Source organism: Asticcacaulis solisilvae, from assembly GCF_052327315.1.
Taxonomy (GTDB): Bacteria; Pseudomonadota; Alphaproteobacteria; order Caulobacterales; family Caulobacteraceae; genus Asticcacaulis; species Asticcacaulis solisilvae_B.
In genome coordinates this window covers 45,566-68,884 of sequence record NZ_CP166196.1, presented here as the reverse complement: position 1 = coordinate 68,884, position 23,319 = coordinate 45,566, and the positions used below count along the sequence as shown (strand labels likewise).

Here is a 23,319-nt window from a genome sequence, read left to right as displayed (position 1 = left end):
CGGGGCCTAGATTTCCTTGATCATCATCTTGAAGGCGGCCTTGAACTTGGCGCCAACGGCGGCGGCGGTCGCGGAATTGACCACGATTTCGACCTTGGGGGTGGCGGCCACGCCCATGACACAGGCGCCCGACTGGACGCAGGCCATGTCCGAGCTGATGCTCAATGTCTTCTTCGACTTGGCGACGGCGCCCACGGCGGCGTAGTTCACGCCGTGCGTCATGTAGAAGGCGCCGACATCGCCGGCCGAGGCGGCCGCGCCGGCTTCGACCGGCTTGCCCACGATGGTGGCGCCGCCGGCGGCCATGCCGCTGCCCAGGGCCGACATGACCTCATCCTTCTCGGCGACCGAAGCCGGCTTCGAGGGATCGAAAACGATTGCAAAAACGACTTTGCCCGAGGGCCCGCCGTCAAGGAAGGTCAGGGTCCGTCCGGCGACCTGGATTTCACGGGCGCCGTCGGCATGGACACATAAAGGGATGGAAAGCAGCGCCATGGCCGCTGCCGCGCTTGCGAAACGCAAAGGACGTTTTGTCATTGTAAGCCTCACTGCTGGACACCACTTTCTGGTGCCATTGGGGCCAAACAATCGGCAAAATGGCTAACAAAAGGTTATGGTTTGAGTATTTGTGCAAAGGTTTGCAAACTGCACTTGACAGATCGACTTACTGTTCCCCGGCGGCAAGCGTTAATAACCGGATGGCATTCCGAAATATAAGGAATTTCAGCGGTATTACCGGGTATAACCTTGTGTTTTACAGAAATTCCGGGCTTTTCACGGCACTTTTTGCAAGCCGGTATGACCGCGCCCGGCCCCGTCGAGGGCTGCGGTAAGCAGAAAGTCGGACCGGCAATTCCGTCCCGCGGCAGCCGGGCGTTAACAGCCGGGCGGCCAAGTCCTGTTGCGGTGCGGCATTATGGTGCCGCAACCACAGGACGACTTCTTTCCTCAAGGTAAGGATTTGCGACAAAGATGTCGCAGCGATTTCGGACAAGGTGGCCGGAAAACCCTATTCGACCGTGACCGACTTGGCGAGATTGCGCGGCTGGTCGACGTCGGTGCCCTTGTGCACGGCCGTATGGTAGGCCAGCAGCTGGATCGGCACCGAATAGACGAGCGGCGCGATGAACGGGTCGCAGGCCGGGGCCTTGACCACGGTCAGGGTCCTGGCGGCGTCTTCCGACAGGGCGGGCACCTTTTCCGGCGTGTCGGTGATCATGATAACGCGGCCGCCGCGCGCGGCGACCTCCTGGACGTTCGACGCTGTCTTTTCGAACAGAGCGTCGTCCGGGGCGATGACCACCACCGGCGTGTTTTCGTCGATCAGGGCGATCGGTCCGTGCTTCAGCTCGCCGGCGGCATAGCCTTCGGCATGGATATAGCTGATTTCCTTGAGCTTGAGCGCGCCTTCCAGGGCCAGCGGGTACATGTCGCCACGGCCGAGGTAGATGACGTCGCGCGCCTTGGACAGTTTATGCGTGATACGGACGATGTCCGCGTCCATGCCAAGCGCCTGGCTGATCAGGCCGGGGGATTCGAGCAGGACCTGGACCAGGTGCGCTTCTTCGTGCGCCGTGATGCGGCCGCGCTGGCGCGCCGCACAGACGGCAAGGCACAGCAGGGCCGATAGCTGGGCCGTGAACGCCTTGGTCGAGGCGACGCCGATTTCCGGGCCGGCATGGGTCGGCCACATCAGGTCGGCTTCGCGCGCCATGGTCGAGGAATGGACGTTGACGACGGCGGCGGTCTTCAGGCCTTCGTCCTTGCACCAGCGCAGCGCCGCCAGGGTATCCGCCGTTTCGCCCGATTGCGACACGGCGACCGCCAGCGTCCCGGGCATCATGGCCGGGCTGCGGTAGCGGAATTCCGAGGCGACCTCGACATCCACAGGCAGACCCGCCAGCTTCTCGAAGGCGTAGCGTGCCACCGAGCCGGCGTAGTAGGCCGTGCCGCAGGCGATGATCTGGATCCGGACGATCTGGCTGAAGTCCAGAGCCGCCTTGATGTCGGCGCGGACTTCGCCGGCGACCGGATCGAGATAGGCCGACAGGGTGCGCTGGCAGCTGTCGGGCTGCTCGTGCACTTCCTTTTCCATGAAGTGACGATACGAGCCCTTTTCGACCAGGGCGGCCGAGGCCGACACCGTCGTCACCGGGCGGTTGACCAGGAAGCCCTGTGCGTCGAAGGTCTGGGCGCCGCCGCGCGAAAGAATGACCCAGTCGCCTTCTTCGAGATAGGTGACGCGCTGGGTGAACGGCCCGACGGCGAGCGCATCCGAACCCAGGAACATTTCGTCGTTTTCGCCCCAGCCGATAACCAGGGGCGAACCGCGGCGCGCGCCGAGAATGGTGTTTTCCTCGCCTTCGACCAAAATGGCCAGGGCATAGGCGCCGTGCAGGCGGTCGAGCACGCGCTTGAAGGCATCCTTCAGGGGCTGGCCGCCTTCGAGGGCATCGTTCAGCAGATGGGCGATGACTTCGGTATCGGTGTCCGACTCGAAAACCTGGCCCTTGGCCTTCAGCTCGGCCTTGAGCTCGGCGAAGTTTTCGATGATGCCGTTATGGACCAGCGTCACCTTGCCGTAGTGGTGCGGGTGGGCGTTGCGGACGCTGGGGGCGCCGTGCGTCGCCCAGCGTGTATGGCCGATGCCGACGACGCCCGGCAGGGGCTGTTCGTCGATCACGGCTTCGAGGTTGCGGATCTTGCCTTCGGCGCGGCGGCGTTCGGGACCGTGACCGGTCTGCACGGCGATGCCCGCCGAATCGTAGCCGCGATATTCCAGTCGCCTGAGCGACTCCAGCAGGCGGGGCGCGACGTCAGAATTGCCGATAATGCCGATAATGCCGCACATGTGGTCCTATATCCTCGATCAGGGAGCGTTGTTTTTCGCTTGAGACGCGCGTCTGCGTTTACAAGGAATCGCAGGCGCGTCTCAAGTCTTTGCTTGAACGCGCAATTTGTCCGAAAAGTGGTATCCACTTTGTCGGATTGCGCTCTAATAACAGAGCGGTTGTGGATGACACGTAAATTGCGGTGACCAAACATTTCACAGCCCTTGCCAATTGCCGGAAAAATCAGTTCTTAACCATGCTTCTGTAACATCGGGCACGAAGATGTGACTGCACGGGAATCGCTGGGTCGATTATAAGCAGCCAATCGCGTTTTCTGCTTTTTCCGAATAATACCAATTCGTTGAGTCCTTGATGAGCGCCACGCCCACCCAAAGAAAATATTTCGGCACCGACGGCATCCGCGGCCGCGCCAACACCTTCCCGATGACGGCCGAAGTCGCCTATCGCGTCGGCATGGCGGCGGGCAAGATGTTCATGTCGGAAACCGATCGCCGCCACCTGGTGGTCATCGGCAAGGACACCCGCCTGTCGGGCTATATGATCGAGCCGGCCCTGGTCGCCGGCTTCACCAGCGTCGGCATGGACGTGCGCCTGTTCGGCCCCCTGCCCACCCCCGGCGTCGCCATGATGACGCGCTCGATGCGCGCCGACCTGGGCGTCATGATCTCGGCCTCGCACAACGCCTTCGCCGACAACGGCATCAAGCTGTTCGGGCCTGATGGCTACAAGCTTAGCGACGAGGTCGAGCTGGCCATCGAAGCGCGCATGGACGGCAATATCCTGGAAGGCATCGCCGAGCCGCAAAAGCTGGGCCGCGTCCAGCGCGTCGACGACGCCCAGTGGCGCTATGTCGAAATCGCCAAGGCCAGCTTCCCGCGCCACCTGACGCTGAACGGCCTGCGTATCGTCATCGACTGCGCCAACGGCGCCGCCTACAAGGTCGCGCCGCTGGCCCTCTATGAGCTGGGCGCCGAGGTCTTCTCGATCGGCGTGACGCCCGACGGCATCAATATCAACGAAAAGTGCGGATCGACCCAGCCGCAGGCCATGGCCGAGAAGGTCAAGGAACTGCGCGCCGATATCGGCATCGCGCTGGACGGCGACGCCGACCGCGTCGTCATCTGCGACGAACACGGCCAGATCGTCGACGGCGACCAGATCATGGCGATCATCGCCGGCAACCTGTCCGCCAAGGGCCTCCTAAAGGGCGGCAGCGTCGTCGCCACCGTCATGTCGAACCTTGGGCTTGAACGTTTTCTTAACCAGCGTAAACTGAAATTGCACCGTACCCAGGTCGGTGACCGCTACGTCATGGAACGCATGCGCGAAGGCGGCTTCAACCTGGGCGGTGAACAGTCCGGACACGTCATCCTCAGCGACCACGCCACGACCGGCGACGGCCTTATCGCCGCCCTCCAGGTCCTGGCGGTGCTGGTGGAATCGGGCCAGACCATGAGCCAGCTGGGCCGCCAGTTCGAGACGGTGCCGCAGGTTCTGAAAAATGTTCGCTTCACGGGCACTTCGCCCCTCGAGTCCGACGCCGTCAAGCAGGCGATCCGCGAGGGCGAGGCCATGCTCAAGGGCTCGGGCCGCGTACTGGTCCGGCCTTCGGGCACCGAACCGCTGATCCGCGTCATGGCCGAGGGCGATGACGAAAAGCAGGTCCGGACCGTGGTCGGGAATATTTCCGCCGCCATCGCAGGGTGACGGCGAACCCGCAAGTTTCCGCCGGGCAGCGGTCGGGGGTAACGACAGTCTATCGAGGTAGTAGCGTATGATGACAGAGCATGACGATCAGGGGGCAGAGGGCGCGAGCCTTTTCGATCCAAGGGTCGTGTCCCGCCGGACGACCCTGAAAACAGGTCTGGCCGGGCTGGTTCTGTTGAGCCTGGCCGGCAGCGCCACGCAAATTGCCCGTATGGCGTCGAAACCCGCCGCCACGCCCAGGGCCGTGGCCGAAAAGCTGGCCGCCGTCGATATTCCGCGCGATATCCACGACTGGCCGTCGCTCGACGCCCTGGCCGATGGCATGGTCAAGCGCAAGCTGACGCCAGGCCTCAGCCTCAGCGTCATGCACCAGGGCACCCTGCTCTATTCCAAGGGCTTCGGGCAGGCCAATGTCGAATCGGGCGTGGAGATGACGCCGGTGACGGGATCGCGCGTCGCCTCGATCACCAAGCAGTTCACCGCCGCCTCGATCCTGCTGCTGGCCGAACAGGGCAAGCTGACGCTCGACGATCCGCTGGCCCGCTTCCTGCCCGATTTTCCGCGCGCCGCCGATATCACCCTGCGCCAGATGCTGAGCCATACGGCCGGCCTGTCCGACTATATCAACGGCCAGAGCCACGACATCCTGGTCGCCGCGCAGACGCGCGACTATACGGCCGACGAACTGGTGCCGATCATCAAGAGCCGCACGCCGCTCTATCGCTTCCAGCCCGGCACGTCGTGGCTGTACAGCAATTCGGGCTTCGCCTTGCTGGGTATCGTGGTCGAGAAGGTATCGGGCCTGGCCTTCGCCGACTTTACCGACCAGCACCTGTTCCGGCCGGCCGGCCTGCGCAACACGGTCATCGACAAGACCTGCACGACGGCCAATGTCTGCGCCGGCTACACGCCGAACTTCCGCGCCCCGCACGGTTTCGACCTGAACCCGCCCGTGTCGCCCAGCTTCATCGGCGGCGCCGGTGCGATCCGTTCTACGACCGAAGACCTGTGCCTGTGGCACAAGGCCCTGCTGACCGGCAAGGTTCTGAAGGCCCAGAGCGTCATGGCGATGACGACCCCCACCCTGTTGAAGAACGGCACGCCGGCCTATGAGCACCGCGGTCCGGAAGCCATGGAATATGGCCTGGGCATGGGCATCGGCACCCTGCCTGAGGACGACCTGAAGGTTATTTCGCACGGCGGCCGCGTCAACGGCTTTACCGGCCACCTGCGCAGCGTGCCTGAAACCCAGCTGACGGTCGCCATCCTGTACAATTCGGACGGCGGCGGGGCCCCTGGCTTCAGCGCCGCGCAGAAATCCCTGCGCACCGAGGCGACCAAGCTTGGCCTCCAGGCCATCAAGGCATAAAAAAGCCCGGCACCTGCCGGGCTTTTTCACGTTTGGAATGACGATCCTTACAGGATGGTCTGGCCGGTCTTGGCCCAGTCGGCCAGGAAGGTTTCGAGACCCTTGTCGGTCAGCGGGTGCTTGAACATGTCCTTGAAGGTCTGCGGCGGCAGGGTCGCGCAGTCGGCGCCGGCCAGCGCGGCCTGGGCGACATGGGCGGGGGTGCGCAGGCTTGCGGCCAGGATTTCGGTGTCGAAATCGAAATTGTCGTAAAGCGTGCGGATGTCGTGGATCAGCTGCATGCCGTCGGCACCCTGGTCGTCGAGGCGGCCGACGAAGGGCGACACGAAGGTCGCGCCCGCCTTGGCGGCCAGCAGGGCCTGGTTGACCGAGAAGCACAGGGTGACATTGGTCATCAGTCCTTGGCTGGACAAGGCTTTCGTCGCCTTCAGGCCTTCGAGCGTCAGCGGCACCTTGATCACGACGTTCGACGCGATGGTCGCCAGCTTTTCGCCTTCCTTGATCATGGTCTCAGCGTCGGTCGCGGCGACTTCGGCCGAGATCGGGCCTTCGATCAGTTCGCAGATCTCCTTGATCACTTCGAACATGTTACGGCCCGACTTGGCGATGATCGTCGGGTTGGTCGTCACGCCGTCGATCAGGCCGGTTTCGTTCAGTTCGGCCAGGACCTTGGTGTCGGCGGTATCGGCGAAAAGCAGCATTAAAGGCCCTTTCAGTATTGTAGGGGGATATTTCCTGACTATCTGTGTCGGGAATAGCTTCCGCCCGGCGTCAATATTCGGTATGGGGAGCCTTAATCCCATTCCCCCATGGAAAAGCAAGTTCTATCTTTATGAGTGATGCCGTTTTGAAGTCCGACGCCCCGAAGGTGGGTTTTGTCTCCCTGGGCTGCCCCAAGGCCCTGGTCGATTCCGAACGCATCCTGACGCGCCTGCGCGGCGAAGGCTATTCGACCGCCGCCGATTACGCCGGCGCCGACGTCGTGGTCGTCAATACCTGCGGCTTCCTCGATTCCGCCAAGGAAGAGAGCCTGAATGCCATCGGCGAGGCCCTGGCCGAGAACGGCAAGGTCGTCGTCACCGGCTGTATGGGCTCCGAAGCCGACCTGATCCGCGCGCGCTTTCCCAATGTCGCGGCGATCACCGGCGCGCACCAGTACGACGCCGTGATGGACGCCGTTCATACGATCGTTCCACCAAAACCCGATCCGTTCCGCCCGCTGGTCCCCGAAAATGATCCCGGCGTGCGCCTGACACCCAAACATTATGCCTATCTGAAAATTTCGGAAGGCTGCGACCACCGCTGCTCATTCTGCATCATCCCGAGCCTGCGCGGCGACCTGGCGTCACGGCCGGTGGCCGAGGTGCTGCGCGAGGCCGAGACCCTGGCCAAGTCCGGCGTCAAGGAACTGCTGGTCGTCAGCCAGGACACCTCGGCCTACGGGCTCGATATCCGCTACGCCCAAGGCGAATGGCGCGGCCAGAACTGGTCGGCGTCGTTCGAAGACCTGGCGCGCGGCCTGGGCGAACTCGGCATCTGGGTGCGCATGCACTATGTCTACCCCTACCCGCATGTGAACGGCGTCATCCCGCTGATGGCCGAGGGCAAGATCCTGCCCTATCTCGATATCCCGTTCCAGCACGCCAGTCCCAAGATTTTGAAGGCGATGCGCCGTCCGGGCAATCAGGACAAGACCCTGCAACGCATCGAGTCGTGGCGCGAAATCTGTCCGGACATTACGCTCCGCTCGACCTTCGTCGTCGGCTTCCCGGGCGAGACCGAGGCCGATTTCAACTTCCTGCTCGACTGGCTCGAAGCGGCGAAGATCGACCGCGTCGGCGCCTTTGCCTACGAAAACGTCGAAGGCGCGGCCGCCAAGCTGCTGCCGGATCATGTGCCGGAAGACGTCAAGCAGGACCGCCTGGCGCGTTTCATGGCGGTGGCGTCACGCATCTCGGCGCAGAAGCTGCAAGCCAAGGTCGGCCGCATCGAGGAAGCGCTGGTCGACGACATCCGCAACGACGGCACGGCCATCGCCCGCACGCGCGGCGACGCCCCCGAAATCGACGGCCATATCTTCCTGAAGGGCTTTACGGGCCTGAAGGCTGGCGACCTGGTCAAGGCCAAGGTGACGCGCGCCGACGCCTATGACCTGTGGGGCGAGCCCGAAGGCCTGATCAAGCTCAATCGGGTGCCCGGTACGGCGCGCAAACCAATGCACAGGATCATTTCACGCATATAAGGCAAGCTTTTGCCCTATCGCTTCGCTGTATGAGGGCGATGCGAAAGCCGATGCACCGCCTCATATCGCGGATTTAAAAAACGAAAAAGGCCGCTGGAACCCCAGCGGCCTTTTATCTTTGCGCGGCTGAACCGCTTAGTTCTTGACGTTCGACAGACGCAGTTCGCGGGCGCGCGTCAGGATGGCGTTTTCGATGTCGAGCTGGGTTTGCTGCGAGACATCGGCGTCCTGCCACTGGCCATTGACCTGGACCTGCTTGTAGACCGAGACGTTGAGCGCGTCGGCGCGCAGGCGCGAGTCGAGGATGTAGATGGTCGTCTTGAAACGCTCATCCGGCTTTTGCGGATTGGCGTACCAGTCCGAAATGATCACGCCGCCCCACGGGTCGGCCGAGGTCAGGGGCATGAAGGAAATGGTGTCGAGCGACGCGCGCCACAGATAGGCGTTCACGCCGATGCCCGCCTGCTCGGTCACGTTCGACTTCTTCGGACCGTTGCCGCCGCCGAACAGGTGGCTAAGCGGAATCTTTTCGTCTTCGGTCGCAGGGGTCTTGTAAGCCGATGCGGTGTCGGTCTTGTGCGCGGTACTCGCGCAGGCGCCCAAAGCGAGGGTCGCGGCCAAAGCCCCCAGGACCAGGGCCGAACGTCGCATAGTCGTCATCGAATGATCACTCCGCATCTCTGTCGAGACCCCTGTTTCCACTGCGTTTTGCCGGGAGTCTTCCAATTATCGCCGCCTCTTGGCCGACCTCTATAGCATGCAGCCTAAGGGGGATGACAAGAGTTCGTTTACATCAATCGCAACAGTCCGGCAAATTTAAGTCCAAACTTCGCGAAGTTTGCCGTGTGCGTTACGCCCGCGAAAGACTGTGGCCCCGCATAAGGGCGCGGCCGGTCCGCCCGGAAAAGCGGCCCTTGCAGACCCTCATCCTGTCTTAACGTAAACCTTTGTTAATATGAAAAAATTATAGAATTATTACCAAAATATGGCGGAATCCGTGGCCGTTTGGACACAGCCGATAGGCGAATATCGCAAATAGGCGAAAGGCGCCCCATATCCGTTTGACCCGATCGCCGATCGGTTTTATTCGATCTTGATATAAGTGTGCCTGAATGGGTGTGTAAACTTATACGGCCGGAAGCTACGGTCTTCGCGGATGCGCTTTGGGGGCACCAGGGCAATTTCCGAAGTTTTACAGCTTGTCGCGTATATTTTTTATTCGCCATCGAGTTAGACTGAAGACGGAATGAAGCCCTTTGTAACCCTCGCTCTGTGTGCAGCGATTCTGGCCGCGGCCGGAAGCGCTCCCGCCTGGGCGGTTACATCGCAGTCGTCCAAGGCACGCGCACAGGCCAATCAGTCGAACGATATCGTCGCGCTCACGCCGTTTTCGGCCAGCGACTCCTATATCAGCGACCAGACGACGACCTTCGGCAAGTCCAAGGTCTACCAGTTCGATCTCAAGGGCAAATGGGGTCTGAAGTTCGACGTCAACCAGCCCGAATCGCGCCCATCCGGCCTCAACGATGTCGATGCCGGCGCTTTCTACAAGCTGTCGCCGTCCTTACGCGTCGGTGTCGCTGCCGGTTTCGGCGAAAAGACCGAAGCCTTCAAGCCCGAGCCCAGCTCGGCCGCCCAGGCCAATACGGCGCATCCGCGCGTCCGCCTGGAAACGACGTTTAAATTCTAATCAGATAAACTGAACGCATCGACCGCGGCGACCCCCGACAGGCCGCTGTCTTTCAGCATGCCGATCGTGTCGCAGCTGATGCCGCCCAGGCCGTAGACCGGCACGGGGCTGGCCGCGACCAGCGCCCGTACGCCCTTGACACCCAAAGGCTCGACCCCGGCCGCCGAAGCACTGCGGCTGGCGAAGACCGGCGACACCAGCACGGCGTGGGCGGCATGAATATCCCGCCGGCCGATCGCGTCGGGCGAATGGCAGGCCACGGTCACCAGGAAGTCTTCGGCCAGGGCCGGCGCGCGGTCCATGTGGCGTTCCGGCAGGTGAACGCCGTCGGCGCCGACCTCACGCGCAAGGTCTTCATCGTCGCCGATCAGCAGGACCAGCCCGTCATCGTCGGCGATTTTCCGCAACAGCCGGGCGCGTTGCACGGCATGGCCTTCGCCGAAGGACCGGTAAATCACGCCGCAACCCGCCGGCAGGTGCGCGGCGATATCTTCCGGGTGGGGGGTACGTTTCGGGTCGGTGACGAAAAAAAGTGGTGGCAGGCGGGGATCCGCCGGGTTCAAAACCGCCTGCGCCTGCGCTATGTCCCGGGCCTTGTCGAACAGATACTGAAAGCGGGTCTTGTATGTCATCGCCGCACACACTTTCCGAGTCCTCCCCCGCTGCCGGCTATTTTAAGATTGTCGGCAAGATGCACAAGGCCCTGAAAGCGGCCGGGCGGCCGCAGGACAGCGCTATTTTGACCGCGGTCTCGAAAACGCAGGCCTGGTCCGCGATCGAACCCGTGCTCGAGGCCGGCCAGCGCCGTTTCGGCGAAAACCGCGTCCAGGAAGCCGTCGAGCGCTGGGACGGCAAGCGCGATCTCTATCCCGGCTTGGAATTGCGGCTGATCGGACCTCTGCAAAGCAACAAGGCGGCGGACGCGGTTGCCTTTTTCGACGTCATCGAAACGGTCGACCGCGACAAGATCGCCCGCGCCATCGCGGACGAAATCCAGAAACAGGCGCGGTCGCCGCAGCTGCTGATCCAGGTCAATATCGGCGAGGAAGAGCAGAAGGCCGGTATCGCGCCGCGCGAGGCCGACACCTTTATAAAGACCGCGCGCGAAACCTATGGGCTGACGGTCGCCGGCCTGATGTGCATTCCGCCGGTCGAAGGCCCGCGCGGACCCTGTTTCGCACTGTTGAAAAAGATCGCCGGGCGCAACGGCATAACGCAGCTCAGTATGGGCATGAGCGACGACTACGAGACTGCGCTGGCCTTCGGCTCGACCGAAATCCGCGTCGGTTCGGCCATTTTCGGCGCGCGGAGTTAGTTAGTCGCGAATCTCGACCTGGCTGCCCGGCTCGGCTTCGCTGAGGACGTCGAGCAGGTCGTCAATACCCAGGGCCACGCAGCCCTCCGTGCCGGAATAGTCCTCACGCGCCAGATGCATGAAAATGGCCGATCCCATGCCGGGCACGACAGGGTCATCATTGTGCCCCAATACCACGATCAGATCGTAGACATGATCGTCACGCCACAGCTTTTCATGACTGGTCGGCCACGGCAACTTCACATGGGTGTTGTAGGCCGGGTCGGCGGGATCGTCGCACCAGCCGTCGTCCGGCGACAGCGCCACCACCGGCAATTGCGTTTCGGGTTTCGCCACCCGGTCGGGCCGATAGAAGACGTAGCGGATCGGCCAGGCGCCCAAAGGCGACTTGCCGTCGCCTTCCCTTTTGGCGGCGGCATCGATTACGCCCCCTTTTCCCAAGGCGGCACGCACACTATGTAGGTTTAGACCTAGCCGTCCGTCGCTATATGCTATAAAATTTTTTGGCATTTCGGCGATGATGCGGCTGACCATAAGAATAAAACCCGAAGTTACAGGATCATGGTGCAACAGAAAACCCTCCTAATTGTCGACGATGATGATGAACTGCGCGAGGCCCTGGCCGAGCAGCTCGAACTCCACGAGGAATTCAAGGTCATTCAGGCCGCCAACGGCTCCGAAGGCCTGCGCCTCGGCAAGAGCGTCAACGCCGACCTTATTCTGCTCGACGTGGACCTGCCCGACATGGATGGCCGCGAGGCCTGCCGGCTCTTGCGCAAGGGCGGGCTGACCACGCCCGTCATCATGCTGACCGGCCAGACGTCCGATTCGGACACCATCCTGGGACTGGACGCCGGCGCCAACGACTATGTCACCAAGCCGTTCCGCTTCGCCGTGCTGCTGGCGCGCATCCGTGCCCAGGTCCGCAGCCACGAAACCAGCGAGGACGCGACCTTCCGCATCGGACCATACGAGTTCAAGCCGGCGCTGAAGCTGCTGGTCGACCAGTCGCAGAAAAAGACGCGCCTGACCGAGAAGGAAACCAATATCCTCAAGTACCTCTATCGCGCCGGCGGCAAGCCGATCACGCGCGAGGAGCTGCTGACCGAGGTCTGGGGCTATAATGCCGGCGTGACGACGCACACGCTGGAAACCCACGTCTATCGCCTGCGCCAGAAGATCGAACCCGATCCCGCCAATGCGCGGCTTCTGATGACAGACGCTGGCGGTTATCGCCTGCAGTTCTAAAAAAAGCGCCGGAGACGATCCGGCGCTTTTTTCATATCTCGAATGTGACCTGGATCGGCGCGTGGTCGCTGGGCCGGTCCCATTCGCGCACCGTGTCGTGCACCTTGGCGACGACGACGCCCTTGATCTGGTTCATGAGGCCGGGATTGAGCAGGACGTGATCGAGGCGCAGGCCGCGATTGGACTTGCGGAAATCGGCGGCGCGATAGCTCCACCAGGTGAAAAGCTTCTGCGGATCGGGATAGGCGACGCGGAAAGGATCGTGCAGCTGCCCGGCCGCCATGAAGGTGCCGAAGGCCGCGATCTCGGCCGGGGTATGGCTGACGACGCGCAGCATCTGGCGATGGCTCCACACGTCGAATTCGCCAGGCGCGATATTGAGGTCGCCGCAGATGAGCAGCGGCCGGTCCTTGTCGCGCCTGTGCAGGCTGTCGCTCAGGCGTTCGTAGAATTCGAGCTTGTGGTCGAACTTGTCATTGGTGTCGCGGTCGGGGACATCGCCGCCGGCCGGAATGTAGAAGTTCCAGATTTCGACGCCGTCGATGACGATCGACTGGGCGCGCGCTTCGCCCCGGCGGCAGAAGGGCGGGACGTCGCCGGCTTCGAACGGCCGCTTCGACACCAGGGCCACGCCATGCCAGCCCTTTTGCCCCATGATGTGGATGTGCGGATAGCCCGCCTCGACAAAGGCTTTGCGCGGAAACTCGTTTTCCTGGCACTTGATCTCTTGCAGGCACAGGATATCCGGCTGCGCTTCCGAGAGAAACCGGACGACCTGGTCGATACGCAGGCGCACGGAATTGATATTCCAGGTGGCGAGGGAGAGCTTTGTCAAAGGGAATAGCCCGTGTTGGCGGTAAAAAAAGACCCGGTCCGAGGGCTTGGACCGGGTCAGATTTGGCACATAACACGAAGAGAAAAAAGGGAAAAACGCACGTCAGGAACTCGCCGCCGCGAACTCCATGTGAGAAAAATAACACGGTCTGGAAAATTCGACAAGAAAAATCGTCGAACCCGCATTATTTTTTTGATGCTGGCTTATTTAACACAAACAAATCAGGCTTCAGGGCCGAATCACGGGTGAAACTGGTCAGTTTCACGGTTGTCGGACGGTTCTGCGCGTCGACAATGGTCCATTCGCGTAAGGTCAGGCTGCCGTTCGGCGCCTGGTCGAAGACCAAGGTCACAGACCCTTCGATCTGCTTGCGGCGGTCGCGCGCCTTGAGCGTGAAACCCGACGCATTGGACGACACGCCCGTGACGATGACGCCCTGGTCGAAGCGGATCTGGCGCGACAGGAACAGCGACAACGGCGTTTCATCGAGTGGATAGGCGTCGAAGGATTGCAGGCGCGGGTCCCATACCTTGACCTGCTTGCCGTCGGCCACAACCAGCTGCGACGACGGCGGGTCGTATTCGAAGCGGATCTTGCCCGGCCGCGCCAGGTACCAGTTGCCTTGCGTCACGCGTCCGCGGAAGTCGGTCTGCTCGAAATGACCCTCGGCCGTGCTCAGGCCCTGCATATAGGCTGTGGCGCGCGCGATGCGGTCCTTGTCGGCCGGATTGAAGTTCGGCGTGGCGATATAGGAATCGAAATTGTTCTTGCCGCCGGCAAAGGCCGGCGCGGACATCAGCGTGCCCAGGCTCAAAAGCCCGGCAATCATCAAACGGCGGTTCATCACAACTCCTGAATGGTCGATGCCATAGACCATTAAAGCCGCCAGCGGGCAATTGTGAGACGCGAAAAAGACGCGCCCGTAGTTGCCAGGTGAAGCCGCGATGAACAGGCCCTTGACCAGCGGCTGGCACAGGAGAATGGTAACCGCATGACAACCGCTGGCCTCGTCGTTCCTCCCGCCCACCCGGTCCATGCCAAACCGCTGCCCAAATGGCGGTGGCTGCCCCAGTTTTTCGCCAATCCTTTCACCATCTACGCCGAAGAGTCGTTTCAGGCCCTGTACGGCCAGGCGGATGCATTAGGTGTCAAAACGCTGAGCATCAACGACCCCATCGGCATCGACCACGTCATGCGCAGCCACATGACGAATTACGTGCGGCCCGTCGTCCAGTCACGCCTGTTTCGCCCCGTCATGGGCATCGGTCTGTTCTTAGCCGAGGGCGAGGTGTGGCGCCGTCAGCGCCGTATGCTGGCGCCGCTGTTTACCCCAGCCGCTGTCAGCGATCTGACCCCGCACTTCCAGTCCGCCGGCGACATGATGCTGAACCGGCTGTCTGGCAGCACACGCGCGCAGTTCACCGACGTCTTTCATCGCACCACGCTCGACGCCGTGCTGAAGGCGCTGTTTTCCCTGCCCGCCGACGAATCCCGCGCCGGGATGACCGTCATGGCGCGCACCTACCTCGAAGGCGCCGGCCGCCCGACCGTGCTCGACGCCATCGCGAAAACCGAAACGCAGTTCGGTTGGGCCTTCGGCGCCCGTAAGCGTTTTCGCAGCGGTTGGACCAAAATGGTCGATGACGTCATCGCGACCCGAAAAGCCCACGGCGGCGACCAGGCTCACGCCCGCGGCGACCTGCTGGACCTGCTCCTGAAAGCCCGCGATCCGCAGACCGGCGAAGCCCCGTCCAGCGACGAAATTCGAGACCAGTGCGGCACCCTGCTGGCCGCGGGTTTCGAGACAACGTCACGCCTGCTGTTCTGGGCGACCTATCTTCTGGCACTCGATCCGGCCGAACAGGACCGTATCCGCGCGGAAATCCAGGCTTTTCCCGTCACCAATATCACGCGTATGGACGACCTGGCGCACTGGCCGCGCCTGAGGAATGCCCTGCTCGAAACGCTCAGGCTCTATCCGCCGGTGGCCTATGTGGTGCGCAAGGCCATAAACGACGACGTCATCGCCGGCCACGCTATCACAGCCGGTACCGAGGTGTGGATCAGCCCCTACATTCTGCACCGTCATCGTAAGTACTGGGAGAATCCGACGGCCTTTATGCCCGATCGCTTTGCCGGCATCGCCTCGCCGTGGACCAGCATGGACACCTTCCTGCCGTTCGGCGCCGGGCCGCGTATCTGTATCGGCGCGGGCTTCGCCATGGTCGAAGCGCAGATCGTCCTGGCCAGCCTGCTGTCGAAGTACCGGATTTCGCTGGAAGACAACAAGCCCGTCCTGCCGACTTTCAGGCTGGCGACGGTTCCGGACAGGGACCCCTACTTCAAGATAGAAAGACTCTAAGGCAAGGGATCCAAGGACCCCTTGACCCCGTTCGTCGCCCGAGCGCGTAAACACTGTCGCGGGTCCGGGTCCAGGGGGCTTGCCCCCTGGTTAGTGACCAGGAGGCGGACCGACCAGGATGTCGCGCTTGCCGACGTGGTTGGCCGGGCCGACAATGCCTTCCTGCTCCATCTTTTCCATCAGCGAGGCCGCGCGGTTGTAACCGATCTGCAGCTTGCGCTGGATGTAGGAGGTCGAGGCCTTGCGGTCGAAGGTAACGAAGTAAACCGCCTTGTCGTACAGGTCGTCGCCCGTCCCGCCGCCCTCGCCCGGGCCGCCGCCTTCGCCCGACGACTCCTCGTCACCGCCATAGGTGACGTCGTCGAGATAGTTGGGCGTGCCCTGGTCGCGCAGGAACTGCGCCACGGCTTCGACTTCACCGTCCGACACGAACGGGCCGTGCAGGCGGGTGATGCGGCCGCCGCCGGCCATGTAGAGCATGTCGCCCTGGCCAAGGAGCTGTTCGGCGCCCTGTTCGCCGAGAATGGTGCGGCTGTCGATCTTCGACGTGACCTGGAACGAAATCCGGGTCGGGAAATTGGCCTTGATGGTGCCGGTGATGACGTCGACCGACGGACGCTGCGTCGCCATGATCAGGTGGATGCCGGCGGCGCGGGCCATCTGCGCCAGGCGCTGCACGGCGCCTTCGATGTCCTTGCCGGCCACCATCATCAGGTCGGCGACTTCGTCGACCACGACGACGAGGTACGGCATCGGTTCCGGCACCATTTCATCGTATTCGTAGACGGGCTGGCCTGTTTCGTCGAAACCGGTCTGGACCTTGCGGATGAAGTTCTTGCCCTCGGCCGCCGTGGCACGGGCGCGTTCGTTGAAGCTGGCGATATTGCGCACGCCGATCTTCGACATGCGGCGATAGCGGTCTTCCATCTCCTTGACGGTCCACTTGAGCGCCACCACGGCCTTCTTCGGGTCGGTGACGACCGGGGCCAAGAGGTGCGGAATGCCGTCATAGACGCTGAGTTCCAACATCTTGGGGTCGATCATGATGAACTTGCACTGCTCGGGATCGAGGCGGTACAGGATCGACAGGATCATGGCGTTGACGCCCACCGACTTACCCGAACCGGTCGTACCGGCGATCAGCAGGTGGGGCATCTTGGCCAGGTCGGTGATGTAGGGCTCGCCGCCGATCGTTTCGCCCAGCGCCATCGGCAGGATGTGGTTGGTGCGCTCGTATTCGGTCGAGGCCAGCAGGTCGCGGAAATAGACGGTTTCACGCGTCTGGTTCGGCAGTTCGATACCGATGGCGTTACGGCCCTGAACCACCGACACGCGGCACGAACGGGCGGACATGTTACGCGCGATGTCGTCGGCCAGGGCCACGACGCGCGCACCCTTGACGCCGGCGGCCGGCGCCAGTTCGTACAGCGTGACCACCGGGCCCGGGCGGATCTGGTCGATGACGCCGCGCACGCCGAATTCGGCGAGCACGCTTTCCAGCATACGGGCGTTCTGGCGCAGCGAGTCTTCGTCATAGGCCTGGCTGCGCGCCTTGGGCTTGGCCAGGATCGTCAGGTCGGGCAGGCGGAAATTGCTGGGACGCAGGAATTCGAATTCGGGCTGCTTGGTCGGCGCCGGCGCGGCGGGCTTGGGCGCCTGGATGTCGATGCCGAAGTCGTCTTCGTCGTCGAAGGCCGGCGCGGGCTGGGCCGGGGCCTTGGCGGCGACCTTAGCCGAGACCTGGGGCTCGACGCGCGGGGCGATCGGCACCGAGGGCGCGGCCTTGGCCGGGATCAGGCTGTCGACGGTTTCGAAGCCGTCGTCATCGTCTTCGTCCAGCGTGACCGGTTGGGTTTTGCCCTTACGAACCTTGGGCGCAGCCGGCGCCGCGGCCTTGGCGTTAATGCGCGCCGTGCTGGCTTCGAGGCGATCGGTCAGGCCGCTGAACAGGCGGTTGAAGCCCGCGCCGCTGGCCACGCCCTGGACGATGCGCAGATAGGCGTTGAGCTTGAGGCTGAGCGTCTGGTTGAAACCGTAAAGCGCCAGGCCGGAGAACAGCAGGCTGGCGATCAGCGGGCCCATGGGCAGGTGCATGAAGCCGAACAGCGACGACAGCAGCTTGTTCAGGCCCTGGCCCCAGAAGCCGCCGAGGCTTTGCGCCATCACCGGATCGGTACCGGTAAGCAGCGGTCCCAGCGCCGCCGACAGCGACACCAGGAACAGGCAAGCCCACAGGGCGTGCAGACGAAGCGCGCCACGCGTCTGGTCGGGGTCGTGGTGGAAGGTGCGAAGCACGCCGAAATAGATCATCAGCACGGCGGCCGGCCAGGCCGACAGGCCGATCGATTGCCAGCCGATATCCGAAATGATCGCGCCGAAATGGCCGAGCGCATTGGCCACGGCCGTGTGGCTGACCGCGTTGAAGCTGGGATCGGTCGAATGGTAGGTGGCCAGTGCCACGAGGTCGGCCAGACCGAACAGGGCCAGGCAGGCGCCGCGCATGCGGGCAATGACCGGTGAACGCCACATGGCGCGCATGTGGCTGTCGAAGGCGTTCCAAACAGTAAGGGTCAGGCTGGACATCATCTATCGGGCAAGCGTGAACAATCCCGATCCAAGTGCCATGAAAAGGGTTAAGAGCTGTTTACCTTGTTCGGTTTGCCCGAACTTTTTGCCGCATTGCACTTTGAGGCCCGGGCTTTATGATAGGCGGCATGGATACGCATCTCGACGTCATCATCGCCGGCGGCGGCATGGCCGGCATGACCCTGGCCCTGGCTCTGCAATCGGGCGGCCTTCAAGTGGCTTTGGTCGAGCGGCAACCCTATGCCGAACAGCTCGATGTGGGGTTCGACGGGCGCGCGTCTGCAATTGCCTATGCCTGTTTCCGGCAATGGAATGCGCTCGGTGTCGGCCCGGCGATCGCCGAACGCGCCTGCCGCATGGACGAGATCATGGTGACCGACGGTCACCTGCCGGGCGCGGCGTCGCGCAAGCCCCTGCCCTTCTTCCTCAACTTCAAGGCCGATGAGATTTCCGGCCGCACGGGCGACGAGCCGCTGGGCTACATGGTCGAGAACCGTCACGTCCGCCAGGTTCTGTACGACGCCATCCGCGAACGCCACATCAACCTGATCGTGCCGGCGGGCGTGGTCGATTTCCGCGATACGGGCGGCCTGGCCGAAGTCACGCTGGATACCGGCCAGGTGCTGAAGACGTCGGTCGTGGTATCGGCCGAGGGACGCCGCAGTTCGTTGCGCGACAAGGCCGGGATCGGCCATATCAACTGGGATTACGACCAGAGCGCGGTCGTCACCACCGTCCAGATGCAGCGGCCGCACAATAATGTCGCCTATGAGCATTTCCTGCCGTCGGGCCCGTTCGCCATCCTGCCGCTGACGGAAAACCGCGCCTGCATCGTCTGGTCGGAAAAGCACGCCCAGGCGAAAGCGCTGGTCGGCATGAGCGACGGCCTGTTCTACGACCATTTCATCTCGCGCTTCGGCGAGTTCCTGGGCGATGTGACTATTGTCGGTGAGCGCTTCCTTTACCCGCTGGGTCTCGGCCTGGCGGAGGAGATGCACAAGGGGCGGCTGGCCCTGCTGGGCGACGCCGCGCACGGCATCCATCCGATTGCCGGTCAGGGTCTGAACCTGGGTTTGAAAGATGCTGCCGCCCTGGCCGAAGTGCTGATCGAGGCGGCGCGGCTGGGCGAAGACCTGGGATCGGAACTGGTGCTGGAACGCTATGCGCGCTGGCGCCGGTTCGACAATGTCTCGACCTCTGTCATCATGGACGGGTTCGTGCGCCTGTTTTCCAACGGCAATCCGTTGCTGCGCACGGTGCGCGATGTCGGCATGGGGCTGTTCAACCGCGTGCCGGGCCTGCGCCAGTTCGTCATGGAAGACGCCGGCGCAGCCACGGGCGATCTGCCGAAACTGCTCAGGGGTGAGCTGGTTTAGGCGGCCTTGACCGGATCGAACTTGCGGGCCTGGTCGACCAGCATGATCGGCACGCCCGAGCGGATCGGGAAGGCCAGGCCGGCGGTCGGCGAGACCAGTTCCTGCGCCGCCTTGTCATAGGTCAGCGGCCGGCGCGTCACCGGACACACCAAGGCTTCGAGCAGGCGCGGATCGATATCGATGCCGGACTTTTCGGGCTGCGAAACGGTTTCGGTTTCAGACATCGGTTTTTCCTAGGTCGTTAAACTTTACGTGCAGCAGGGTCGCTTGCTGCAACTACGTTCCCCCCTTCCGTCTCCCCTTCGCCAAGGCTTCGGGGAGCCACCTTCCCCGTAAACGGGGAAGGAAGGGAGTTTGATTGGCTAATTCCTTCCCCGTTTACGGGGAAGGTGGCGCGAGCGGAGCGAGTGACGGAAGGGGGACGCCCACGGAAGACCAACCGCAAGTGTTTCCAACATACGTCGCTAGCTGAACAGCATCGACGACAGGCGGCGGCGGCCGGCCTTGACGATATCGGAGCCGTTGCCCAGCGCCGTGAAGATCTTGAACAGATACTGGCGGGCCGCCTGTTCGTTCCACTCGGGCTCGTACTTGACGATTTCGAGCAGGGTATCGATGGCGCCTTGCGGATCGCCCTGGCCGGCAAGCGCGCGGCCGAGATCGTAGAGCGCGTCGAAGTCGCGGCCGTTCTGCGCCACGCGGGCGCGAAGTCCGGCGACATCGGTCGGCGCGCCTTCGGCCAGTTCGAGCGCGGCGCGCAGGCCCAAAATACCGGCGTCCTTGGTATCGGCCGGGGCCATTTCGAGGAAGGCCTTGGCCTGTTCGGGCTGCTGGACCTGGAGATAGACCTTGGCCACCCCGGCGATGGCCTTGAGGTTCTGCGGATCCTGTTCGAGCACAAAGCTGTAGGCTTCGAGCGCGCTGGTCACGTCGCCGTCGTCGGCCGATTGCTGGGCCAGGGCCAGGGTGTCCTCGATCGTCGGGCCGCCGTCGCTGACACCCAGCTTTTCGATAAAGCTGCGCAGTTCGCTTTCCGACTTTGCGCCCATGAAACCGTCGACCGGGCGGCCGCCGACAAAGGCGTAGACGGTCGGGATCGACTGGATGCGCAGTTGCGCGGCGATGCCCTGGTTCTGGTCGACGTCGATCTTGACCAGCTTGACCTTGCCCTTCTGCTCGCCGATCACCTTTTCGAGCGCCGGGCCCAGTTGGCGGCACGGCCCGCACCACGTCGCCCAGAAATCGACGATCACCGGCTGGGTCATCGAGGCTTCGATGACGTCGGCCATGAAGGTCTGTTCGGTACCGTCGATGATATTGGGGTCTGCGGAAGCCATGATAAAAGCCTGTCTGAGCGGAGATGTGGGCTTAGCCTAAGTGGGTCGCGGGTGCAATCAGGTCAAGGCAGGCCCATCAAGACAAGACTGTAAAATCGATCACCAGCGGATCGCGTTTCTGCCAGGCCAGGAATTTACGGAATTCCGCCTGGGGAAGGGCCGTCGTCGCCGTATTGGTCAGCGGATGGAAGTTGACGATCCCGGCGTCGTGCAAAACCTTGTCGAGCACAAAGCGCACCGTGTGGTCCGGATCGTTGACCAGGCCGAGCGCCGTCACCGAACCCGGCCGCACGCCCAGCGCATTATATAGACGCTCTTCCGAGCCGAAGCTCAGGCGGCCAGAACCGATGATCTTCGGCAAGGCCTTGAGATTGATCTGCGTCTTCTGTTCGGCCGAGATCAGCCACAGCTGGCCCTTGTCGTCCTTGAGGAACAGGTTCTTGGTATGGGCGCCCGGCAGTTGCGACTTTATGTCGTCGCCCTCACCCACGCGGAAGACCGCTTCGTGGTGCAGGGTGCTTGTTTTCAGGCCCAAATCGTCTAAGGCTCTCAGCAATTTTTCGGGCGTGTAGGCTATATCGGTCATCGAACCGCAAACTGGCCATCTTGATCTGAAAGATCAAGATGATATCTGCCGCTCATGCGCCGCTGGGCTCCTCACACGAGTTCGGACGGGCACTTGCCCTTGCCAAATCGCGACGCGATTTGGAGCACCAACGGAGTCGATATGGAACTCGAGTGTTTTGTCATGACCACCTATCCGCCGGAGATCGTCCCCGGCCGGCCGGACCGCGACTGGATGGACGCCTTCATGGCGCGCTTTCCGTATCGCTGCCTGCCGCTCGTCATGGCCAACACCACCGGCTGGGAAATCCTGTGTCCGACCGACATCACCATCGTGTGGAACGGCGGCATGGGCAAGAACGACCTGACCATCACCTGCGACGCCGATCCGACCTATAATCTGGACCATCTGGTGCAGTCGCACTTTACCCATGGCGTCGTGACCTTCCATACCGGCTATATGTTCCGCACGCCGCCGGGCTATGCCGTGCTGGCCGGCGGCCCGCCGAACCACTCCAAGGACGGCATCCAGGCCCTGTCAGGACTGGTCGAGACCGACTGGCTGCCCTTCCCCTTCACCATGAACTGGCTGATGACGCGCCCCGGCATGGTCAGCTTCAAGAAGGGCGAGCCCTTCTGCTTCATCCAGGTCGTCGAGCACAAGAAGATGGACGACGTCCAGCCTGTCATCAAGCAGCTGGAAAGCGATCCGGACCTCAAGAAGCAGTTCCAGGCCTGGGCCGACACCCGCCAGGCCTTCAACGACAGCCTGATGGCGCGCAATCCCGAAGCCATGAAGGAAGCCTGGCAGAAATTCTATTTCAAGGGCGAGCGTCCGGTGCCCGGCGAGGAGGTCAAGGGCGTGAAGGCCTCCGACGACCACATCAATCGCCGCCGTCTCAAGACGCCGCGCGTCGCCCGCCCGAAGCGCTGACAGCCGAAATGCCTGCCCGAAAGTCCTTTTTGCCGTCCCTATAGCCAAGACGGTCAAATTAAGGCATTGTTAACGCTGGCTTTCGGGGAGCTGGGTAATGGAGCGTCTGCATAAGGTGTCGGCGGGGTTCATCTTCGCCTTTATCTGCCTGCACTTTGCAAATCATCTGATCGGACTTGAAGGGATCGCTGCGCACCAGCAATTTCTTGAGGCCGCGCGCCTGATCTACCGCCATCCGGTGGTCGAGATGGTGCTGCTGATGGCCTTCGTCATCCAGATGATAACGGGCATCGCCCTGTCGCGGGTGATCTGGCGGGAAAAGAAGGACATCATCCACCAACTTCAGGCGATTTCGGGCACCTACCTGGCGGTCTTTATCTTCGTGCACGTCGCATGGGTGTTCCTGGGGCGGCTGGTGCTGAACCTCGACACCAATTTCGACTATGCCGCCGCGACGATGATCACGCCCGGCTGGTCCTGGGTCTTCATGCCGCTGTACGGCCTGGCGGTGGTCGCCCTGTTCATGCACCTGGGCTGCATCACCTACGACATCTTCAAGAAGACCGACAAGCGGCTGGGCGTCGCCTGCCTGGTGATCGTGCAGGGCGCCGGCCTCTACGTTACCTACCTGCTGCTGATGATGTATTCCGGCCGGCTTTATCCGATCGACCTGCCCGACCAGTATACCGACGTTTTCGGCCATCCGGTGATAGCGGTAACGGCCCCGAAGGATGGAAAACCGGCGAAGGAAGAGGCTGTTCCGGCACCGTCCGAAGACAAGACGGCTGAAAAGCCGGCCTCACCGCCACAATAAAAACATTTGGAAAAACATTTGGCTTTTCGCCAAAAGGCACCTATATAGACGCTACATCGTCCGATCGCCGCAAGGCTTTCGAGCGGCG

At 62.5% G+C, this 23,319-nt stretch carries 22 protein-coding genes; 10 read left to right on the top strand and 12 right to left on the bottom strand.

The genetic code is table 11. The annotated features are described in order from the left end of the window. Window positions 1-6: 6 nt before the first annotated feature. Both AB8717_RS00315 and glmS read right to left on the bottom strand, forming a co-directional pair. On the bottom strand, window positions 7-495 hold the full coding sequence (locus AB8717_RS00315) for a hypothetical protein (RefSeq protein WP_443749031.1): 489 nt from the start codon (window positions 493-495) through the stop codon (window positions 7-9). A 514-nt stretch (window positions 496-1,009) separates the two neighbouring features. Then, window positions 1,010-2,851: a glutamine--fructose-6-phosphate transaminase (isomerizing) gene (glmS, locus tag AB8717_RS00310; protein WP_443749030.1), complete on the bottom strand. Its 1,842-nt coding sequence runs from the start codon at window positions 2,849-2,851 to the stop codon at window positions 1,010-1,012. 352 nt (window positions 2,852-3,203) lie between these two features. On the opposite strand from glmS, the gene glmM reads away from it, so the two are divergent. Both glmM and AB8717_RS00300 read left to right on the top strand, forming a co-directional pair. Then, entirely contained in the window at window positions 3,204-4,559 is a 1,356-nt protein-coding gene (glmM, locus tag AB8717_RS00305; protein ID WP_443749029.1) for a phosphoglucosamine mutase, read from the top strand. 127 nt (window positions 4,560-4,686) lie between these two features. Next, complete coding sequence (locus AB8717_RS00300) at window positions 4,687-5,928, top strand: serine hydrolase domain-containing protein (RefSeq protein ID WP_443749028.1); 1,242 nt, start codon at window positions 4,687-4,689, stop codon at window positions 5,926-5,928. A 47-nt stretch (window positions 5,929-5,975) separates the two neighbouring features. Here AB8717_RS00300 and fsa read toward each other — a convergent pair whose 3' ends face one another. Beyond that, window positions 5,976-6,629 carry a fructose-6-phosphate aldolase gene (gene fsa / locus AB8717_RS00295; RefSeq protein WP_443749027.1) on the bottom strand — a complete coding sequence of 218 codons (654 nt, stop codon included), beginning with the start codon at window positions 6,627-6,629 and terminating at the stop codon, window positions 5,976-5,978. A gap of 131 nt (window positions 6,630-6,760) precedes the next feature. Here fsa and rimO point away from each other — a divergent pair, with 131 nt between their 5' ends. Then, window positions 6,761-8,170 (top strand): 30S ribosomal protein S12 methylthiotransferase RimO, encoded by a 1,410-nt coding sequence (rimO, locus tag AB8717_RS00290; protein ID WP_443749026.1) that lies wholly within the window; start codon window positions 6,761-6,763, stop codon window positions 8,168-8,170. Between the two features lie 135 nt (window positions 8,171-8,305). Here the strand turns inward: rimO and AB8717_RS00285 are convergent, their stop codons facing one another. Then, on the bottom strand, window positions 8,306-8,830 hold the full coding sequence (locus AB8717_RS00285; protein ID WP_443749025.1) for a DUF3576 domain-containing protein: 525 nt from the start codon (window positions 8,828-8,830) through the stop codon (window positions 8,306-8,308). Window positions 8,831-9,416: 586 nt separating this feature from the next. On the opposite strand from AB8717_RS00285, the gene AB8717_RS00280 reads away from it, so the two are divergent. After that, complete coding sequence (locus AB8717_RS00280; RefSeq protein ID WP_443749024.1) at window positions 9,417-9,860, top strand: NtrZ family periplasmic regulatory protein; 444 nt, start codon at window positions 9,417-9,419, stop codon at window positions 9,858-9,860. On the opposite strand, the gene AB8717_RS00275 is transcribed toward AB8717_RS00280, so the two are convergent. After that, window positions 9,857-10,492, bottom strand: a complete 636-nt coding sequence (locus tag AB8717_RS00275; RefSeq protein WP_443749023.1) for a thiamine phosphate synthase — start codon at window positions 10,490-10,492, stop codon at window positions 9,857-9,859. The genes AB8717_RS00280 and AB8717_RS00275 overlap by 4 nt on opposite strands. 59 nt (window positions 10,493-10,551) lie before the next feature. Between AB8717_RS00275 and AB8717_RS00270 the strand changes: the two genes are divergently transcribed. Next, window positions 10,552-11,175, top strand: coding sequence for a YggS family pyridoxal phosphate-dependent enzyme (locus tag AB8717_RS00270; protein WP_443749022.1), 624 nt, complete (start codon window positions 10,552-10,554; stop codon window positions 11,173-11,175). On the opposite strand, the gene AB8717_RS00265 is transcribed toward AB8717_RS00270, so the two are convergent. Then, window positions 11,176-11,685 carry a L,D-transpeptidase family protein gene (locus tag AB8717_RS00265; protein WP_443750926.1) on the bottom strand — a complete coding sequence of 170 codons (510 nt, stop codon included), beginning with the start codon at window positions 11,683-11,685 and terminating at the stop codon, window positions 11,176-11,178. Window positions 11,686-11,736: 51 nt separating this feature from the next. Here AB8717_RS00265 and AB8717_RS00260 point away from each other — a divergent pair, with 51 nt between their 5' ends. Then, window positions 11,737-12,423 carry a response regulator transcription factor gene (locus tag AB8717_RS00260; protein ID WP_443749021.1) on the top strand — a complete coding sequence of 229 codons (687 nt, stop codon included), beginning with the start codon at window positions 11,737-11,739 and terminating at the stop codon, window positions 12,421-12,423. 31 nt (window positions 12,424-12,454) lie between these two features. On the opposite strand, the gene xth is transcribed toward AB8717_RS00260, so the two are convergent. Continuing rightward, the gene (gene xth / locus AB8717_RS00255) at window positions 12,455-13,258 is read right to left on the bottom strand and encodes an exodeoxyribonuclease III (RefSeq protein ID WP_443749020.1); all 804 of its coding nucleotides are present in this window, start codon (window positions 13,256-13,258) and stop codon (window positions 12,455-12,457) included. Between the two features lie 184 nt (window positions 13,259-13,442). Next, a complete protein-coding gene (locus AB8717_RS00250; protein ID WP_443749019.1) occupies window positions 13,443-14,102 on the bottom strand; it encodes a LolA family protein in 660 nt (219 codons plus the stop codon). A gap of 147 nt (window positions 14,103-14,249) precedes the next feature. Between AB8717_RS00250 and AB8717_RS00245 the strand changes: the two genes are divergently transcribed. After that, complete coding sequence (locus AB8717_RS00245; protein WP_443749018.1) at window positions 14,250-15,620, top strand: cytochrome P450; 1,371 nt, start codon at window positions 14,250-14,252, stop codon at window positions 15,618-15,620. 90 nt (window positions 15,621-15,710) lie between these two features. On the opposite strand, the gene AB8717_RS00240 is transcribed toward AB8717_RS00245, so the two are convergent. Then, window positions 15,711-18,203 carry a DNA translocase FtsK gene (locus AB8717_RS00240; RefSeq protein WP_443749017.1) on the bottom strand — a complete coding sequence of 831 codons (2,493 nt, stop codon included), beginning with the start codon at window positions 18,201-18,203 and terminating at the stop codon, window positions 15,711-15,713. A gap of 131 nt (window positions 18,204-18,334) precedes the next feature. On the opposite strand from AB8717_RS00240, the gene AB8717_RS00235 reads away from it, so the two are divergent. After that, entirely contained in the window at window positions 18,335-19,582 is a 1,248-nt protein-coding gene (locus AB8717_RS00235; protein WP_443749016.1) for a UbiH/UbiF/VisC/COQ6 family ubiquinone biosynthesis hydroxylase, read from the top strand. On the opposite strand, the gene AB8717_RS00230 is transcribed toward AB8717_RS00235, so the two are convergent. From AB8717_RS00230 to AB8717_RS00220, 3 genes are all read right to left on the bottom strand, one after another. After that, window positions 19,579-19,806 carry a Trm112 family protein gene (locus AB8717_RS00230; RefSeq protein ID WP_443749015.1) on the bottom strand — a complete coding sequence of 76 codons (228 nt, stop codon included), beginning with the start codon at window positions 19,804-19,806 and terminating at the stop codon, window positions 19,579-19,581. The two genes, AB8717_RS00235 and AB8717_RS00230, sit on opposite strands and share 4 nt — an antisense overlap. 240 nt (window positions 19,807-20,046) lie before the next feature. Next, entirely contained in the window at window positions 20,047-20,919 is an 873-nt protein-coding gene (gene trxA / locus AB8717_RS00225; RefSeq protein ID WP_443749014.1) for a thioredoxin, read from the bottom strand. Window positions 20,920-20,995: 76 nt separating this feature from the next. Beyond that, window positions 20,996-21,505, bottom strand: coding sequence for a prolyl-tRNA synthetase associated domain-containing protein (locus AB8717_RS00220; protein WP_443749013.1), 510 nt, complete (start codon window positions 21,503-21,505; stop codon window positions 20,996-20,998). Window positions 21,506-21,646: 141 nt separating this feature from the next. Between AB8717_RS00220 and AB8717_RS00215 the strand changes: the two genes are divergently transcribed. Together AB8717_RS00215 and AB8717_RS00210 are read left to right on the top strand one after the other, a co-directional pair. After that, complete coding sequence (locus AB8717_RS00215) at window positions 21,647-22,417, top strand: DUF6065 family protein (RefSeq protein WP_443749012.1); 771 nt, start codon at window positions 21,647-21,649, stop codon at window positions 22,415-22,417. A 97-nt stretch (window positions 22,418-22,514) separates the two neighbouring features. Beyond that, entirely contained in the window at window positions 22,515-23,231 is a 717-nt protein-coding gene (locus AB8717_RS00210) for a hypothetical protein (RefSeq protein WP_443749011.1), read from the top strand. Window positions 23,232-23,319: the final 88 nt, after the last annotated feature.

Bases quoted from the DNA above. Each gene is read 5' to 3' on its own strand.
- AB8717_RS00240 (WP_443749017.1), bottom strand. From the start codon at position 18,203: ATGTCCAGCCTGACCCTTACTGTTTGGAACGCCTTCGACAGCCACATG.
- AB8717_RS00230 (WP_443749015.1), bottom strand. From the start codon at position 19,806: ATGTCTGAAACCGAAACCGTTTCGCAGCCCGAAAAGTCCGGCATCGAT.
- AB8717_RS00270 (WP_443749022.1), top strand. From the start codon at position 10,552: ATGCACAAGGCCCTGAAAGCGGCCGGGCGGCCGCAGGACAGCGCTATT.
- AB8717_RS00280 (WP_443749024.1), top strand. From the start codon at position 9,417: ATGAAGCCCTTTGTAACCCTCGCTCTGTGTGCAGCGATTCTGGCCGCG.
- glmS (WP_443749030.1), bottom strand. From the start codon at position 2,851: ATGTGCGGCATTATCGGCATTATCGGCAATTCTGACGTCGCGCCCCGC.
- AB8717_RS00315 (WP_443749031.1), bottom strand. From the start codon at position 495: ATGGCGCTGCTTTCCATCCCTTTATGTGTCCATGCCGACGGCGCCCGT.
- AB8717_RS00210 (WP_443749011.1), top strand. From the start codon at position 22,515: ATGGAGCGTCTGCATAAGGTGTCGGCGGGGTTCATCTTCGCCTTTATC.
- AB8717_RS00245 (WP_443749018.1), top strand. From the start codon at position 14,250: ATGACAACCGCTGGCCTCGTCGTTCCTCCCGCCCACCCGGTCCATGCC.
- AB8717_RS00235 (WP_443749016.1), top strand. From the start codon at position 18,335: ATGGATACGCATCTCGACGTCATCATCGCCGGCGGCGGCATGGCCGGC.
- AB8717_RS00215 (WP_443749012.1), top strand. From the start codon at position 21,647: ATGGAACTCGAGTGTTTTGTCATGACCACCTATCCGCCGGAGATCGTC.
- trxA (WP_443749014.1), bottom strand. From the start codon at position 20,919: ATGGCTTCCGCAGACCCCAATATCATCGACGGTACCGAACAGACCTTC.
- glmM (WP_443749029.1), top strand. From the start codon at position 3,204: ATGAGCGCCACGCCCACCCAAAGAAAATATTTCGGCACCGACGGCATC.
- AB8717_RS00265 (WP_443750926.1), bottom strand. From the start codon at position 11,685: ATGCCAAAAAATTTTATAGCATATAGCGACGGACGGCTAGGTCTAAAC.
- rimO (WP_443749026.1), top strand. From the start codon at position 6,761: ATGAGTGATGCCGTTTTGAAGTCCGACGCCCCGAAGGTGGGTTTTGTC.
- fsa (WP_443749027.1), bottom strand. From the start codon at position 6,629: ATGCTGCTTTTCGCCGATACCGCCGACACCAAGGTCCTGGCCGAACTG.
- AB8717_RS00285 (WP_443749025.1), bottom strand. From the start codon at position 8,830: ATGACGACTATGCGACGTTCGGCCCTGGTCCTGGGGGCTTTGGCCGCG.
- AB8717_RS00250 (WP_443749019.1), bottom strand. From the start codon at position 14,102: ATGAACCGCCGTTTGATGATTGCCGGGCTTTTGAGCCTGGGCACGCTG.
- AB8717_RS00260 (WP_443749021.1), top strand. From the start codon at position 11,737: ATGGTGCAACAGAAAACCCTCCTAATTGTCGACGATGATGATGAACTG.
- AB8717_RS00220 (WP_443749013.1), bottom strand. From the start codon at position 21,505: ATGACCGATATAGCCTACACGCCCGAAAAATTGCTGAGAGCCTTAGAC.
- AB8717_RS00275 (WP_443749023.1), bottom strand. From the start codon at position 10,492: ATGACATACAAGACCCGCTTTCAGTATCTGTTCGACAAGGCCCGGGAC.